At 27.1% G+C, this 14,677-nt stretch carries 15 protein-coding genes and 1 other RNA gene; 7 read left to right on the forward strand and 9 right to left on the reverse strand.

Going from position 1 to position 14,677, the window contains the following annotated elements:
• The first annotated feature begins 61 nt into the window (after positions 1 to 61).
• Positions 62 to 456, forward strand: a transfer-messenger RNA (tmRNA) gene (gene ssrA, locus LXN10_RS02865).
• An 11-nt stretch (positions 457 to 467) separates the two neighbouring features.
• On the opposite strand, the gene LXN10_RS02870 is transcribed toward ssrA, so the two are convergent.
• The 5 genes from LXN10_RS02870 to LXN10_RS02890 all read right to left on the reverse strand — a co-directional run bounded on the left by LXN10_RS02870 (position 468) and on the right by LXN10_RS02890 (position 7,528).
• On the reverse strand, positions 468 to 2,381 hold the full coding sequence (locus tag LXN10_RS02870; RefSeq protein ID WP_375724440.1) for an ABC transporter substrate-binding protein: 1,914 nt from the start codon (positions 2,379 to 2,381) through the stop codon (positions 468 to 470).
• A gap of 71 nt (positions 2,382 to 2,452) precedes the next feature.
• Positions 2,453 to 3,895 (reverse strand): DEAD/DEAH box helicase, encoded by a 1,443-nt coding sequence (locus LXN10_RS02875; RefSeq protein ID WP_375724441.1) that lies wholly within the window; start codon positions 3,893 to 3,895, stop codon positions 2,453 to 2,455.
• Positions 3,896 to 4,018: 123 nt separating this feature from the next.
• Complete coding sequence (locus LXN10_RS02880; protein ID WP_375724442.1) at positions 4,019 to 5,698, reverse strand: PAS domain-containing sensor histidine kinase; 1,680 nt, start codon at positions 5,696 to 5,698, stop codon at positions 4,019 to 4,021.
• A gap of 39 nt (positions 5,699 to 5,737) precedes the next feature.
• Positions 5,738 to 6,112, reverse strand: coding sequence for a response regulator (locus LXN10_RS02885; RefSeq protein ID WP_375724443.1), 375 nt, complete (start codon positions 6,110 to 6,112; stop codon positions 5,738 to 5,740).
• Positions 6,113 to 6,115: 3 nt separating this feature from the next.
• On the reverse strand, positions 6,116 to 7,528 hold the full coding sequence (locus LXN10_RS02890; protein WP_375724444.1) for a methyl-accepting chemotaxis protein: 1,413 nt from the start codon (positions 7,526 to 7,528) through the stop codon (positions 6,116 to 6,118).
• Between the two features lie 199 nt (positions 7,529 to 7,727).
• Between LXN10_RS02890 and LXN10_RS02895 the strand changes: the two genes are divergently transcribed.
• From LXN10_RS02895 to LXN10_RS02905, 3 genes are all read left to right on the forward strand, one after another.
• Positions 7,728 to 8,024 (forward strand): hypothetical protein, encoded by a 297-nt coding sequence (locus LXN10_RS02895; RefSeq protein WP_375724445.1) that lies wholly within the window; start codon positions 7,728 to 7,730, stop codon positions 8,022 to 8,024.
• Entirely contained in the window at positions 8,025 to 8,240 is a 216-nt protein-coding gene (locus LXN10_RS02900; protein ID WP_375724446.1) for a hypothetical protein, read from the forward strand.
• A 128-nt stretch (positions 8,241 to 8,368) separates the two neighbouring features.
• Positions 8,369 to 8,710, forward strand: coding sequence for a DUF2325 domain-containing protein (locus LXN10_RS02905; RefSeq protein WP_375724447.1), 342 nt, complete (start codon positions 8,369 to 8,371; stop codon positions 8,708 to 8,710).
• A gap of 84 nt (positions 8,711 to 8,794) precedes the next feature.
• Here the strand turns inward: LXN10_RS02905 and LXN10_RS02910 are convergent, their stop codons facing one another.
• On the reverse strand, positions 8,795 to 9,241 hold the full coding sequence (locus tag LXN10_RS02910) for a Fur family transcriptional regulator (RefSeq protein ID WP_375724448.1): 447 nt from the start codon (positions 9,239 to 9,241) through the stop codon (positions 8,795 to 8,797).
• Positions 9,242 to 9,429: 188 nt separating this feature from the next.
• Here LXN10_RS02910 and LXN10_RS02915 point away from each other — a divergent pair, with 188 nt between their 5' ends.
• Both LXN10_RS02915 and feoB read left to right on the forward strand, forming a co-directional pair.
• Entirely contained in the window at positions 9,430 to 9,666 is a 237-nt protein-coding gene (locus tag LXN10_RS02915) for a FeoA family protein (RefSeq protein WP_375724449.1), read from the forward strand.
• On the forward strand, positions 9,654 to 11,774 hold the full coding sequence (feoB, locus tag LXN10_RS02920) for a ferrous iron transport protein B (RefSeq protein ID WP_375724450.1): 2,121 nt from the start codon (positions 9,654 to 9,656) through the stop codon (positions 11,772 to 11,774). The genes LXN10_RS02915 and feoB overlap by 13 nt, the downstream gene beginning before the upstream one ends.
• 8 nt (positions 11,775 to 11,782) lie before the next feature.
• On the opposite strand, the gene LXN10_RS02925 is transcribed toward feoB, so the two are convergent.
• From LXN10_RS02925 to trpA, 3 genes are read right to left on the reverse strand one after another with little or no spacing between them, the layout of a single operon-like run.
• The gene (locus LXN10_RS02925; RefSeq protein WP_375724451.1) at positions 11,783 to 12,121 is read right to left on the reverse strand and encodes a hypothetical protein; all 339 of its coding nucleotides are present in this window, start codon (positions 12,119 to 12,121) and stop codon (positions 11,783 to 11,785) included.
• 36 nt (positions 12,122 to 12,157) lie between these two features.
• Positions 12,158 to 12,895, reverse strand: coding sequence for an arginyltransferase (locus LXN10_RS02930; protein ID WP_375724452.1), 738 nt, complete (start codon positions 12,893 to 12,895; stop codon positions 12,158 to 12,160).
• A gap of 2 nt (positions 12,896 to 12,897) precedes the next feature.
• Positions 12,898 to 13,638, reverse strand: a complete 741-nt coding sequence (trpA, locus tag LXN10_RS02935) for a tryptophan synthase subunit alpha (RefSeq protein ID WP_375724453.1) — start codon at positions 13,636 to 13,638, stop codon at positions 12,898 to 12,900.
• Between the two features lie 307 nt (positions 13,639 to 13,945).
• On the opposite strand from trpA, the gene panB reads away from it, so the two are divergent.
• Positions 13,946 to 14,677 carry a 3-methyl-2-oxobutanoate hydroxymethyltransferase gene (gene panB / locus LXN10_RS02940; protein ID WP_375725317.1) on the forward strand — a complete coding sequence of 244 codons (732 nt, stop codon included), beginning with the start codon at positions 13,946 to 13,948 and terminating at the stop codon, positions 14,675 to 14,677.

Below are 14,677 nucleotides of genomic sequence, written 5' to 3' on the forward strand. Positions count from 1 at the left end.
TAATTACATAAATATAAATCATATTTAAAGAAATTTAGGATATACTTCTCCTCTTCGATATGGGGATGACTTGGTATCGATTAGAGCAGTGAGGATTGGTTGCATGTCGGCCTGAACATGCCGTTATACGGTTCATTTTTTTTAGACGCAAATAATACAAATTACGCTCCAGCTTACGCTAAAGTAGCATAAGTTAAACACAGACTCGCCTAACGGCTTGAGACTTTGGAGGTTTCCACTACAGATTCTATCTATGTAGTATTACGGAGATTCACCCTAGATAGATTATCATTTTAGAGTTGATTTGACTATTTTGAGACATTTAAAATCTTAGCTTCACAATATGCCTTGCAGGTTGAGTTGTTGTAAAGTGAAATTTTTCAACCTTTTACTAAACATGTAGACGCTGGTAGTAGCTGTTTTAAGACTGGAGTTCAATTCTCCACATCTCCACCAAAATACAAAAATCAATCTTTTGAAGTTCTATTTTTTCCTTCATGTTTTGATACATACATTAACTTATCAATTCTTTCATAAATAAAAGTTGGGTTATCATTTTCTTTTACTTGTGTGATGCCTATACTTATAGTCACTTTTTTATCTTTAATTAGATTTAACTTAGATACTTCAATTCTAATTTTTTCAATAACATCAAATGCTTCTAAAATTGGAGTTTTAGGAAGAAGCACTATAAATTCTTCTCCACCTACTCTAAAAATTAAATCTGTTTTTCTTATATGTTTTTTTATATAATTTGTCATGTCAATCAATACTTTATCCCCAACATCATGTCCATATGTATCATTTATATGTTTAAAATCATCAATATCATACATAGCAATACAAAATTCATTTTTATATCTATAATATAAGTCAAATTTTTCTTCAATTCTTTCATTAAATGCTTTTCGATTAAAGATATTTGTCAGCTCATCGTGATAGGCTTCTTTTTTTAGCTTTTCATGTATATCATGAAGTTCTGTTATATCTCTACAGACTACTAAGATACCTTCTTTTTTTGTTTTTTTATATTTAAAAGGTATTACTTTTGATTGAAGAATTATTTTTTGATCTTCGTATACGACACATTCATTATTTATATGTATTGAGTTTAAACTAAGAGCTTCCATATCTCTTTTTCTAAATAGTTGAGCATATTCTTTAGAAAAAAGTTCAAAATCATTTTTCCCAATTATTTCAGATTTTTTTTTACCCACAAATTTTTCAAAACTTTTATTACATCCTAAATATCTAAACTTATTATCTTTATATAGTATAAAATCATCAGTGGCATCTATTACTGTTTGTAATTGTTCTTTTAAATATCTATTTTTCTTTAATATAAAAAGTACAATTAGAAATACAGTTATAAATAAAAACAAAATTATAAAAATTAGTTTTTGTTTCATAGGGGAAATTTCTAAACTCATTGTTTTATGTGAATTTCCATCATATATAAAGTCATTCATATTTATATCATTTTTTACTAAACCAAATAATTTAAATACATTAAAAATATTTTGCAATTTTTTCTTATTTAAATCACCTATTTCTGTATTATCTACATAAGCCAATTTAGATAAGATTTCACCTTCTTTGATAAGATGAATGTATGATTTATTTTGTGAATTATATTTTTTGTATATTATTTCTGCAGTCTCAGCTTTATGCTCAAAAGCATACTTCCAACCCTTTATACTTGCTTCATAAAAATCTTTTGTAAGTTTTGAATTCTCTTTTATAAACTTAGAAGATGTAAAAAGAATATCACTATAAAAATCAAAACCATAATCTTTTGGCTTGAAAATTTTATATTTAATACCTTTATCATTTAAAATAATTGGTTCATTTGATAAGTATGATGCCATAGCATCTGTATTTCCTGAGATTAAATCATCTAGTTTAAAGGAGTGACTTTGAGTAATAAAATCATTTTTATTTAGTCCGTTAGCACTTAGCATTGCAAGAAGAGATGCTGAAAAGGCAGCATCTGGTGTAATCATGATTTTTTTATCTTTTAAATCACGAACACTAACTATGTGGGAATCTTTTCTTACCAAAAGCATCAAAGGTGACTCTTGAAATATAGCACCTAAAGCAACTACATCTTCACCTTTTGCTCTTTCAATTAATAAAGAAGACCGCCCTATTGCAAAATCAGCTTTTTTGGTCTTAATTGAGTTTACTAAATCAGTATTAAAAGTGTACTCTTTTATATCAACATCTAGGCCTACATCTTTATAAAAGCCTTTTTCTTTTGCAACATAATAACCTGCAAATTGAAACTGATTTAACCAGTTTAACTGAAGAGTTACTTTTTTATACTCATCAGCAAATAATAAAATTGGTAAAATAATAAATAAAAATAGTGCCTTTTTCATTAACAGCCCTTTTAATAATTATATTATAGTAGCCTTTTTATTATTATTATTTATTTACATAAAAAAAGTAATTAATCTTTTTGAACTCTTGGTCTTCTTTGTCTATTTGATCTGCTATCAGTTCTTGATTGACTAGGTTTTGAAGAAGCAAATTTTGAGTTACTAGAAGACTCTTTAAATTTTTTACCTTCGTTACTTAGCTTTCCTTTTGGAGAAGATGATTTTTCACTTCTTTTTGGCTCATCACTATTTCTGAAAGGTTTTTTATCTCTTCTTCTATTATTTTCACTTGAAAACTCTTTTTTAGGTGTACTTCGTGAATTTGAGTTATTTCTGCCCTTATTTCTACCATTATTAATTGGTTCTGCTTTTATACTAGGATCTACTTCAAAACCTTCTATTAAAACTTTTTTTATAGAAGTTTTGATAAGTTTTTCGATTCCTCTTAAATAATCATGTTCATCAATACATACTAAAGATACAGCTTGACCTTCATTTCCAGCTCTTCCTGTTCTTCCGATTCTATGAACATAATCTTCAGCAACATTTGGTAATTCGAAATTAACCACATGTGGAAGTTGGTCAATATCTATTCCCCTTGCTGCAATATCAGTTGCCACAAGTACTCTTACAGCTCCTGCTTTAAAGTCAGCCAAAGCTTTTGTTCTAGCACCTTGAGATTTATTCCCATGAATTGCAGTTGCACTTATTCCATCACTTTCTAAATGTTGGCTAAGTTTGTTTGCACCATGTTTTGTTCTAGTAAAGACAAGTACTTGTCTCCAATCACCCTCTTTTATAAGTTTAGATAAAAGTATTTTCTTTTTCTCTTTATCTACTAAATGTATTACTTGAGATACCATTTCAGATGAAGTATTTCTTCTAGCTACTTCGATTAATTTTGGTTTATTTAATATTCCATCAGATAATTTTTTAATCTCATCAGAAAATGTTGCAGAGAATAAAAGATTTTGTCTATGTTCTGGTAAAAGTGCAAGTACTTTTCTTATATCTCTTATAAATCCCATATCTAACATTCTATCTGCTTCATCAAGGATAAAATGTTCAACATGTGAGATATCTATTGTTTTTTGTTCAATATGGTCTAACAGTCTTCCAGGCGTTGCAATAACTATATCAACTCCTTTTCTAATAAGTGCTTTTTGTGGATTTATTCCAACTCCACCAAAAATAACTGCAGTTTTTAATGGAAGATATTTCCCATAATCATCAACACTTTGAGCAACTTGAGCTGCTAATTCTCGTGTTGGTGTTAAAATTAAAGCTCTAATTTCTGGCTTAGTACTTTTTGATTCTTTACTGCTTAATATTTGTAATAGTGGAAGTGTAAATCCAGCAGTTTTACCAGTACCCGTTTGAGCACCTGCTAAAACATCGTGTTTTTCTAAAATAATAGGAATAGCCTGTTCTTGAATAGGACTTGGTTTTGTATAACCTTTATCCTGAATTGCTTTTAATAATGGTTCAATTAAACCAAGTTCTTTAAATGTCATAAATGCCTTTTGTAAATATATGTTGTTTTGCTGATTGGTTTTTCGTAAGGATTACTAGAAACGAAGAGTAATATATTTTTTTGTGATTATAGCATATATATTTGAATATTACTCAAATATGTATTAATCATTTTTTCTTCTATCTTTATTAGGGAGTAAAATTGTAAACTTAACTCCATCTTTATAGTTAGTTACACTAATCTTTCCACTTAGCTTATCAATAATTAGTTTAGTTGCATACATACCTACACCTGTACCCAATCCTATTGGTTTAGTAGTAAAATTTAAATCAAAAATTTTGTGAAGAATATTTTCTTTTATTCCACCTGCATTATCAATATAATCTATTTGTATTTCACCATTTATCTCAAAAAAGGATATTGTAACTTGTCTGTTTTTAATTCCATTTTCTATAAAGGCATCTCTAGAATTACTTATAAAGTTTAAAAAAATATGCTGAAATTCATTTGATATTCCAAATAGTTTTATATCTTTATTTCCTTGGATTTTTATATTTATTTTATTAATTTTCAATTCATCTTCCAGAAGTAATAAAACATTTTCTATATTTTCATAAAGGGTAAATTTATCATATATATCACTTGGGTTAAAAAATGTACGAAAGCTATTTAAAGTAGAAGCCAAATGGGTTATTTGTCTTTGGAATTTTTCTGTTAATTCATTTGCATATTCTTGGTTCATCTCACCATATTTTACACTTTCACTTATATCAATAGCATACAAAGACATTATAGATAAAGGCTGTTTCCATTGATGGGCAATAATATCAACCAAATCCCCTACTAATGCTTTTTTAGATTGTTGTATTAAGTTTGAATCCAAAATTTCCATTTCATTGATTTTTTCTTCTATTTGATATTTTAACTTAGTATTTAATTCATCTAGTCTTTTTTTATTAGTTATATCTTTTCTTAATGAAAGAAAACCGATTATATTTTTATTTTTGTCATATTTAGGAACAATTGTTCCCTCTACCCAATAAATATTTCCATTTTTGTCTATATTTTTTATTTCACCTTTCCAGGTTTCTCCCGATTTTAATATGTGCCACATATGTTTAAACACATCTCTTTGCACATCAGGGTGCCTAATAATACTATGTGGTCTACCTATTAATTCTTGTTTTGAAAAACCAGTTACTTCACAAAATGCAGTTGATACTTTAGTAATAAAACCTTCCTTATCCGTTTCAGTCATTAATATGTACTTATCAATAACCTCAAGTAATTCTTCATTTTCATCATTTTTAATTGAAAGTTTTGTTTTGATGTTATATATAAAATAGGTATATCCTAGTAATATAATAATTAGTATAGAAAAAACTAAAAATAGTATTTTTGTTCTAAACTTCATATCATAAATTTGGGATTGATTATTAAATCTTATGAAATAATTTAAGACACTTTTAGACTCAAAATAAGGAATAAAAGATATAGAAATGATTGTTTTATCTTTTTCAAATAATAATACTTTTTCTTCTTTATTTTTTATTAATCCAAAAACTTCTTTATTTTTTAAATAACTTAACTCTTTTGCATTAGTAAGTAGTTTAGATAGTTTTAATATTTCTTTTTCATAATCTTGGTATGTTTTAATATCTAAGATTGATTTTAATAAAACGATATGATTAAATTTATTATAAATCTTTTCATCAGATTCTTCAAAAAAATACTCCCTTAAGACTTTAAACTCACCATAACTATTCTCTAAACTATTCTCTAAAACTTTATTAATATGTAAATTTTCATTATAAACTAAACTGGTGTATATAATAATTTCCAAAAAAACAAATATTAAAAAAGTAAAAAAGTTTTTTTTCATCTACAAACTAATTACCAATTCTAGTTTTTTCATAATATTATCCATAGAATCAAATGGTTTCATTATGTAATGTGTTGCTCCATATTTATGTGCTTTTAGAACTCTATCCAAAGTAGAACTTGCTGTCATCATGATAACTTTTATATCTGGATTCTTTTCAACTATTTTTTCTAAAGCTTCAAGTCCATCCATTTGTGGCATGACTATATCCAAAAATACAACATCAATTTTTGAATCAATATTATTTATAGCAGTAAGTGGATTTGAATAAGTAGAAATCTTATACTTATTACTTCTTGAAAGTGATTTTGATAACATTTCAATTATCTCTTTTGTGTCATCAACAATAGCAATATTATATATTTTATCATTCATCTTTTAGCCTTTTACTTTTTTTTCAAATAATTCTTTTGCAGCTTCATTCATCAGGTGGTGGTTTTTTTCATCTAAAATTCTATCTAAGAATTCAAAAACACCTTCACTTGCTTTTTCTATTTTGTGAACTCTATTTTCTATAATTTCAGTTGTACAAATTTCATCTTTACTTGAACATTCAGTTGCTAATGCATTTGCATTATCATGTACTGCCCTATGGTAAGGTTCAAGTTGTTTATATGAATGTACAAAGCTAAATTCAGTTTTTCCAAGCCCACTTTCATACCATTTCCCAAGTCTACAATTATGATGATCAACACCATTAAAATTATTAGGTTCTCCAAAAAGTAGTTTATACAAATTATTTTTATAAATTATATGATCTAGTTTTGCAAGATTTATGAAAATTTTATTACTTATACTTTCTACTTCAAAAACTGACCTACTAGAATTTTTTTCAAAACTATTCATTAATTTAATAAGTTCATCAACTCTAGTTTTAGTTTCATCAACTGATTTTGCAATTTGATCAGAACTATTTTTTATATTTAAACTTTCATTTTGTATTAAATCAACTACTTTTTTTATCTCTTTTGCAGCTTCTGCACTTCTAGTTGCTAGATTTCTAACTTCTTGTGCAACTACTGCAAAACCTTTCCCCGCTTCTCCAGCAGTTGCAGCTTCAACTGCCGCATTTAGTGATAAAATATTTGTTTGAAAGGCTATTGCTTCTATCATGGTTATAACAGAAGAAATATTTTTACTATTTTCAACAAGATTATGAACCATAGTATTCTCTGATTGGATATGATCTTGAATATAGCCAGTATCTCTTACAATACTTTCTGTTAAATTAAGTCCCAATAGAGACCCTTTTGCAGTATCTTTAGATTCAACCATCATTGAATCTAAATCATCCAATAAACTTACATAAACATCTTGTGTTGAAGTCAAAGCATTACTAATATTTTGACTATTGTATTTTAAAATTGAACTATTCTCAGCATCTTTTATTGATACTTTTGTAAGTATTACAACATCTACATTATCAAAACTTTGTAAAGTAATTTTAGCTTCACAATCTCCAAGAATAACAGTAGGTCTATTTTCTTTAATTGCATTTAAGATTACACTACTATCTGTTATATGTGAACTTGCTCTTTCATTTTTGAAAATTTCATTCTTATTTTTATCAAATGCAACTAACCCCTCTTCAAATGAACTCTTAGAAATATTTTTAAATACCTCTAACTCTGTTTTCATTCTTTGCATTTCATCTTTATATTTAGATTCCAACTTAACTTCGATTTCATTATGACTAAGTTTTTCAAGCTTTAACTCTTCTTGTAAGGTCTCAACTTTCTCTTTTAACTTAGCTATTTCTAAATCTTTTTCTTTACAATTACCAAAAAACATTATCACTCCTATATTTGTAATATTTTATCTTATTTAAACTTAGTTAGTATAATTATAAATTATATTTAATTTATTTATAATAATAACCTATATTTCTAACTTTTGTATTCTAAAGTTTTAGTTATTTCTATAAAAAACTTGATATAATCAAAGTACTTATACACAGATATAAGTTATTTTAAAAAAAGGTAACTAATTTATGGGGAATCTTGATCAAATTATAATCTTAATACTTACACTAGTATCAGCACTACTTACTTGGAAGATGGTTTTTGATTTTTATAAAACAAAAATTCATAAAGTAATTACTCATCTTATTGCGGTTATTACTGCATCATTTATGCTTCTTTCCACTACATTTTTATTTATGAATAAAAATTATCAAAGGGGAAGTGGTGATCCGCAAATGATATTAAGTTTTTCGTCAGTTGGCATTTTGATTGTTATGTTATTAATTTTATATCTATTTTTTAGATATATCCCTTCGAGAAAATAAATGTTCTTTCTAATACCAGAAGACAAAAGAGTTTTAATATTTTATATTCTAGTTATAATAACTGGAGTTTTTTTAGACTACTTAAATATCATTGCAACTGAAAAATTTGTTGGTATTGTAATGCTTGCTGGAATTTTATTTTTTGTTATTAGAACTCTTATTTTTGGATACTGCACTCAAAATTGTGATGAAGAAAAAGAAGAGAATAAAAAATAATAACTACATTATTGATAACAAGTATCAATATTAACTTTACTTTAAGTTTACTTCCTATACTATTTTAATAATTATTATCAATAAAGCACTATTTATTTGAAAATATAAATTAAAACTAAGGAAGTATTATGAGTGTATTAGTTATTGGCGGGGATAAGATATCTACTATAATATCTACATTAGAAGATTTAGGGGCAAGTTCTATTAGGCATTGGGATGCAAGAAAAAAATCATCTGCACCAAAGAAAAAAATTCCACAAGATACAGATTGTATTATCATGCTTACATCATTTTTAAATCATAATGTTATGCACAAATATAAGAATATAGCAAAAAAACAAAATATTCCATATATTTGTACAAAGCACTCATCTAATTGCGTTCACGATGAATATAAAAAAATGATTGATTCAAATAATTGTGGAGATTGCGATTTAAATTGCAATAAAAGAAAAAATGAAAATTATTAAAAAAATTCAAGAGTTAAAAAAAGCTATTAAGCATAACTTATATTTACAATCAGTGGAATAATATTTAAGGAAATTCCTTAAATATTATTGACAATCAGAACATTTTCCAAGAAGTTGCATAACATGGTTTGTAATTACAAAGCCATTTTCTTTTGCTACTTTAGTTTGTCTTTTTTCTATCTCTTCATCCATAAATTCAACTATTTTTCCACAAGAAATACAAATCAAATGGTCATGATGATTTTTAGTATTTGATTCGTATTTTTTACCATCTGTTCCAAATGTAATTGATGTGATTAAGTGAACTTCTTCTAAAAATGACAAAGATCTATATACAGTAGCTATTCCTATATTTGAATCAGGATTAGCATTTTTAACTTCATTATAAATTTCTTCAGCAGTTAAATGACCTTTTGCGTTTAAAAGTACTTCAAGAACAATCTCTCTTTGTTCAGTATATTTAAGGCCTTTTTGCTTTACAATTTTTTTAAGTTCTTCTTTTATATCTTCAAACTCTTCATTATTATTCATAAATTGTATCCTTTTAATTTAAACATAATAGTATAACAAATATAAACATATAAAAACAAGTAAAATAAAAAAATTTATGAATTTTAAACTGAGAATTACTATCAGTTAAGTATTTATTTACTCACTATGGTATACAATAACTTACTTATAAAAAACTTATAAATTTTATTTAAATAAAAGAGGAAAATATGACTTTAAGTGAATTAAAAAAAGGTGAATGTGGAGAAATAATAAAAGTATCTGCAAGTCAAGTATTAAAATCTAGGTTAAACTCTTTTGGAATAGCTAAAGGTGCAAAAATATATGTAATTGAGCAAACAATGTCAAAAAATACAATTGAAATCAGACTCAATAGTACGAAAATTGCACTAAGAACAAATGAAGCAAAAACTATTGAAATAGAAAGAAGAGAATGCGAAATATAAATGAAAAAAAATTAATTAGAATAGCCCTTGTAGGGCAACCAAATGTTGGAAAATCAATGCTTATCAATTCTATTTCTAACTCTAAATTAAGAGTCGGAAATTTTTCAGGTGTAACAGTAGAAAAAAAACAAATAGAATTTCAACATGATGATTATCTTTTTCAAATTACAGATTTACCAGGTTCATACTCATTAAATGACTATACAATTGAAGAAAAAGTTACAAAGAACTATCTTGAAAAAGGTGATTATGATATTATATTAAATGTTTTAGACTCTACAAATTTAGAAAGAAACCTCTACCTAACAACTGAATTATTAGCCTTAGATAAAAAAATGGTTATTGCTTTAAATATGAGTGATGAAGCAGATAATGAAGGCTTATCAATAGATGAAAATCAATTGGCAAAAATCATAGGGAAACCTTGTGTAAAAACATCTGCTAAAAATAAAACAGGTATTGAGACTCTAATAAAGACTATGATTCAAAAATACAATTCCTCTAAATTTGAATCAAAGTTAATTTTTTCAAATGTAATGGAAGAAGAAATTTCAAATATAAAAACACTTTTAATTGAAAAAAAATATGCAAGTGATGTTCACTATAGAGAAGTTGCAATTAAACTTTTGCAAGAAGATAAAAAAACATATTTAAAATTTCATGATGAGCCTATTTGGACAGAACTGCAACCTGTACTAAAAGAAGCTTTGGAGCACATATATTTGCACTATAATACAAAAGACTTAGATGAAATTTTTGCAGATGAAAAGAACTCTTTTGCAAGAGGTGCAACGCAAGAAGTCGTAAGTGCTAAAAAAATCTATGGTCAAGATTTAAGTTCAAAAATTGATAATATTTTATTAAATAAAGTTTTAGGTATTCCTATATTTTTATTTTTTATGTGGGGACTTTTTCAACTTACTTTTGTAGTTGGAAATATTCCAATGGATATGATTGATTCATTTTTTGCTTCCCTTGTAGATGGAACAAAAAATATTTTAGGAGATAATGAACTCTCTTCTTTAGTAGCAGATGGAGCAATAGCTGGAGTTGGAGCAGTAATTTTATTTGTACCAAATATCGTGATTTTATTTTTTGGTATTGCCCTACTTGAAACAACTGGTTATATGAGTAGAGTTGCATTTTTACTTGATGGTTTTTTTCATAAGTTTGGACTTCATGGGAAATCATTTATTCCTTTAGTTTCTGGGTTTGGTTGTTCAGTTCCTGCATATATGGCAGCAAGAACACTAAAAAATGATAGGGATAGACTATTAACTTTATTTATTATAGGTTTCATGTCTTGTGGAGCTAGACTTCCAATATATGTACTTTTTACAGGGGCATTCTTTTCAGGGGATAGTGCCGGAAATATTTTATTTTTAATATACATAACAGGAGCACTTCTTGGACTTGTAGCTGCAAAAATACTAAAAATAACAGTTTTTAAAAGTGAAGACGAACCTTTTGTAATGGAGATGCCAAAATATAGACTACCAACATTTAAACTCATTTGGCACACGGTTTCAAACCAAGCACTAATGTACTTAAAAAAAGCAGGTACATATATTCTAGCAGCATCAATACTAATTTGGTTTGCTTCAAATTATCCAAAAAATCATGAATATACTCAAGAAATCAATACAAAAATAGAACAAACTCTAGATGAAACAAAAAAACAAGAATTGCAAAATGACCTTGTTCAATATAATTTAGAAAACTCTTACTTAGGGATTATTGGTAAATTTTCTCAACCATTATTTGCTCCTTTAGGTTTTGACTGGAGAATGACAGTTGCCCTAGAAACTGGGCTTGCTGCAAAAGAGATAGTTGTTTCAACTTTAGGTATTTTATATGGCTTAGGTGATCAATTAACAGAACAAAGTGATACTTTACTTAATAAGATTAAAAATAATATTCCAATTACTTCAGCACTTTCATTTATTATGTTTGTAATGATTTATATACCTTGTTTAGCTGCATCAATGGTTTTTGCAAGGGAAGCTGGAGGATGGAAATATCTAGTTTATCTTTTTATTTTTACGACAGGAACAGCTTGGGTTTTATCTTTTATAACTTACAATATTACAAGAATTATAGTTACATAACAATGTAACTATTCTTCTGCTAAAACTTCAAAAGTAGTATTAAATACTTGGTCTTTATCTGTCACTCTAAAATTCCAAACACCAACTTCTCTACCACTTAAATATCTAAAATCATAAACAGAACCATGACCTGAAGGTATAAGTACATTTCTAGTTCTTGAAATTTCACCTTCTGGATTAATCCATTCAACCTTTATAAATTTATCTTCTGTTGATCTTTGTGTCATGTATTTACAAATAATTGAATTCTCTTCTTTTATTACTAAACAATCAACTTCACTTCCTACAGAATCAGTTCCAAAACAAGATGAAAGAGATAAAAGTGCAGCTAAAAATAATTTTTTCATAAATATCCTTAAAATAATTGAGCAAAAGTGATTTTATTATACCTTATATTTATTCCAAATAGTCTCTTCATCTAATGAAGCTCTATTTTCTAGTACTTCAAAGGGAGTATATGCTTCTTTATATCCCATAGAAAAATGATCTTTTATCCAATAACCTAAATAGATATATGGGATTTTTAATTGTTTAGCAACTTTTATTTGGGCCAATATTGAAAACTTCCCAATAGATAACTTTTCATAATCATGGTCATAAAAACAATAAATAGAAGAGATTGACTTATCCAAAATATCAGTTAAAGCAACACCAATTAATTTATCATCTCTCATATATAAAAACTCTTTTGTAAATGAAGTTTTACCATCAATATAAGATCGACTATATTCTATTGGTTCAATTGGTGCGTAAGGCCATGATTTTTTATCATTCATGTATTTATGGTATTTATCATATAAATTTAGATGATCTACAGAAATTGAAGGGGGTTGAATATATACTTTTGTATCTTTATTTTTTGCCATTACCCTTTTTTCTGATTTAGAGAATTTGTAATTTGCAACATCAATTCTAATACTTATACACTTTGTACAATTCTTGCACTCTGGAACAAAGTGCATTCTTCCAAATCTTCTCCAACCATGCTCTAGCATATTTTGGTAATCTTCTGGCGTGCAGTTTTTTAAGTATCTATATCTTATATCAGATATTTCATTGTCAAAATAAGAACAATCTTTATTATTCTCTACAAACTCTAATTCATCATCTATCAATTGCATTATTACTCGTTTATTTTTTCTTTTATCTCTTTTGCTATTGCAGTTATTCTTTGGATTTTTTCACTATTACTTAAACTATCATCTATCAAATGTTTTACAAAAGCAGATCCAACTATTACACCATCAACATTCTTTGCTTTTGCTTTTGCTGTCTTTTCATCTACTCCAAAACCAATATATAAAGGAGTTTTAGTATACTTTCTAACATTATCAATAATATCACTTAAGTCCTCTTCTACTCCACTTCCAGTAATACCTGCATAAGCTACCATATAAACAAACTCTTTAGAATGTTCAACTACTTTTTTAATTCTATTTTCACTATGAGTTGGAGCCACAAAAGATATTAACGCTTGCTCATAATGACTAGCTAATTTATTATATTTTAAACTCTCTTCAAAAGGAAAATCAGGAACAATAGCACCTTTTATTCCAAACTCTTGTGCTTTTGCAAAAAACTTTTCTATTCCATAATGGTAAAAAGGATTAGCATAACCCATCCACAAAGTTTTCATCTCAGGAGCAATTTTACTTGAAACTTCAAATAAATCTTTTAATTTAAAACCATTTTTCAAGGCTATTAAATTTGCTTTTTCAATCACTGGACCATCTGCTACTGGATCAGTAAAAGGAATACCTAATTCTAAAATATCAACGCCTGCATCTTTCATATTAAAAGCTAAATCAACTGTAAAATTGTTTTCAGGTAATGATGCCGTAATGTATCCAACAAGTTTTTTCAAAATATAATCCTAATAAAATATTAATTTTTAATTATTCTATCTAATTTTATCTTGGAGAGATATGAGAATAGGCTCTACAATTAGATTTAAAATAAATTTTTTTAATATAACTATTGTTTTTTAGTTTTTCAAAAAAAGGATATTTTAGATACAATATTTACCTATAAATATTAAGGGTTATTTAGTGAGTATTATAAAAAATGAATTTCAAGGAAACTTACCATCTAATGATGGTACCGCATCTGCTAGTTTTGAAAAAATAAATATTAACAAAATAAAAAAAGCTAAAAATGTAAAAAAGCTTACAATGATTACAGCTTATGATGCATTATTTGCAAAACTATTTGAAGAACTTGCAGATATTATTTTAGTAGGTGATAGTTTAAATATGAGTTTTGCTGGTAAACCAGACACTTTATCTGCTACCTTAGAACAAATGATTTATCATACAAATGCAGTATGCAATGGCGCTAAAGAAGCCTTTGTAGTAATAGATATGCCCTTTGGAACCTACATAAATAAAGATCAAGCACTTAAAAATGCAATAAAAGCCTACCAAGAGACAAACGCTGCGGCTGTAAAAATAGAAGGTGGAGAAGATAGAGCAGATATAGTTTCACATCTTACATCTAATTCTATAGCAGTTATGGGACACATTGGTCTTATGCCTCAATATGTGAGAAGTGAAGGTGGTTACAAAGTAAGAGGTAAAACACAAGAAGACAAAGAACAACTACTTCGTGATGCTATTGCAATCGAAAAAGCGGGTGCTTTTTGTATCGTAATTGAAGGGGTTATGAGTGATGTTGCCCAAGAGATTACAAAAGCTGTTTCAATACCAACTATTGGAATAGGAGCAGGAAAAGAAACAGATGGACAAGTTTTAGTTTGGTCAGATATGTTAGGATTTTTTGAAGAATTTAAACCAAAATTTGTAAGACACTATTTAGATGGTGCAGCACTTGTAAAAGATGCTGTTTCAACTTATAAATCAGATGTTCAGAACAAAACTTTCCCAAGTAAAGAAGAGGAATACTAA

The sequence above is a fragment of the Arcobacter iocasae genome (genome assembly GCF_042214795.1).
Lineage (GTDB): Bacteria > Campylobacterota > Campylobacteria > Campylobacterales > Arcobacteraceae > Arcobacter > Arcobacter iocasae.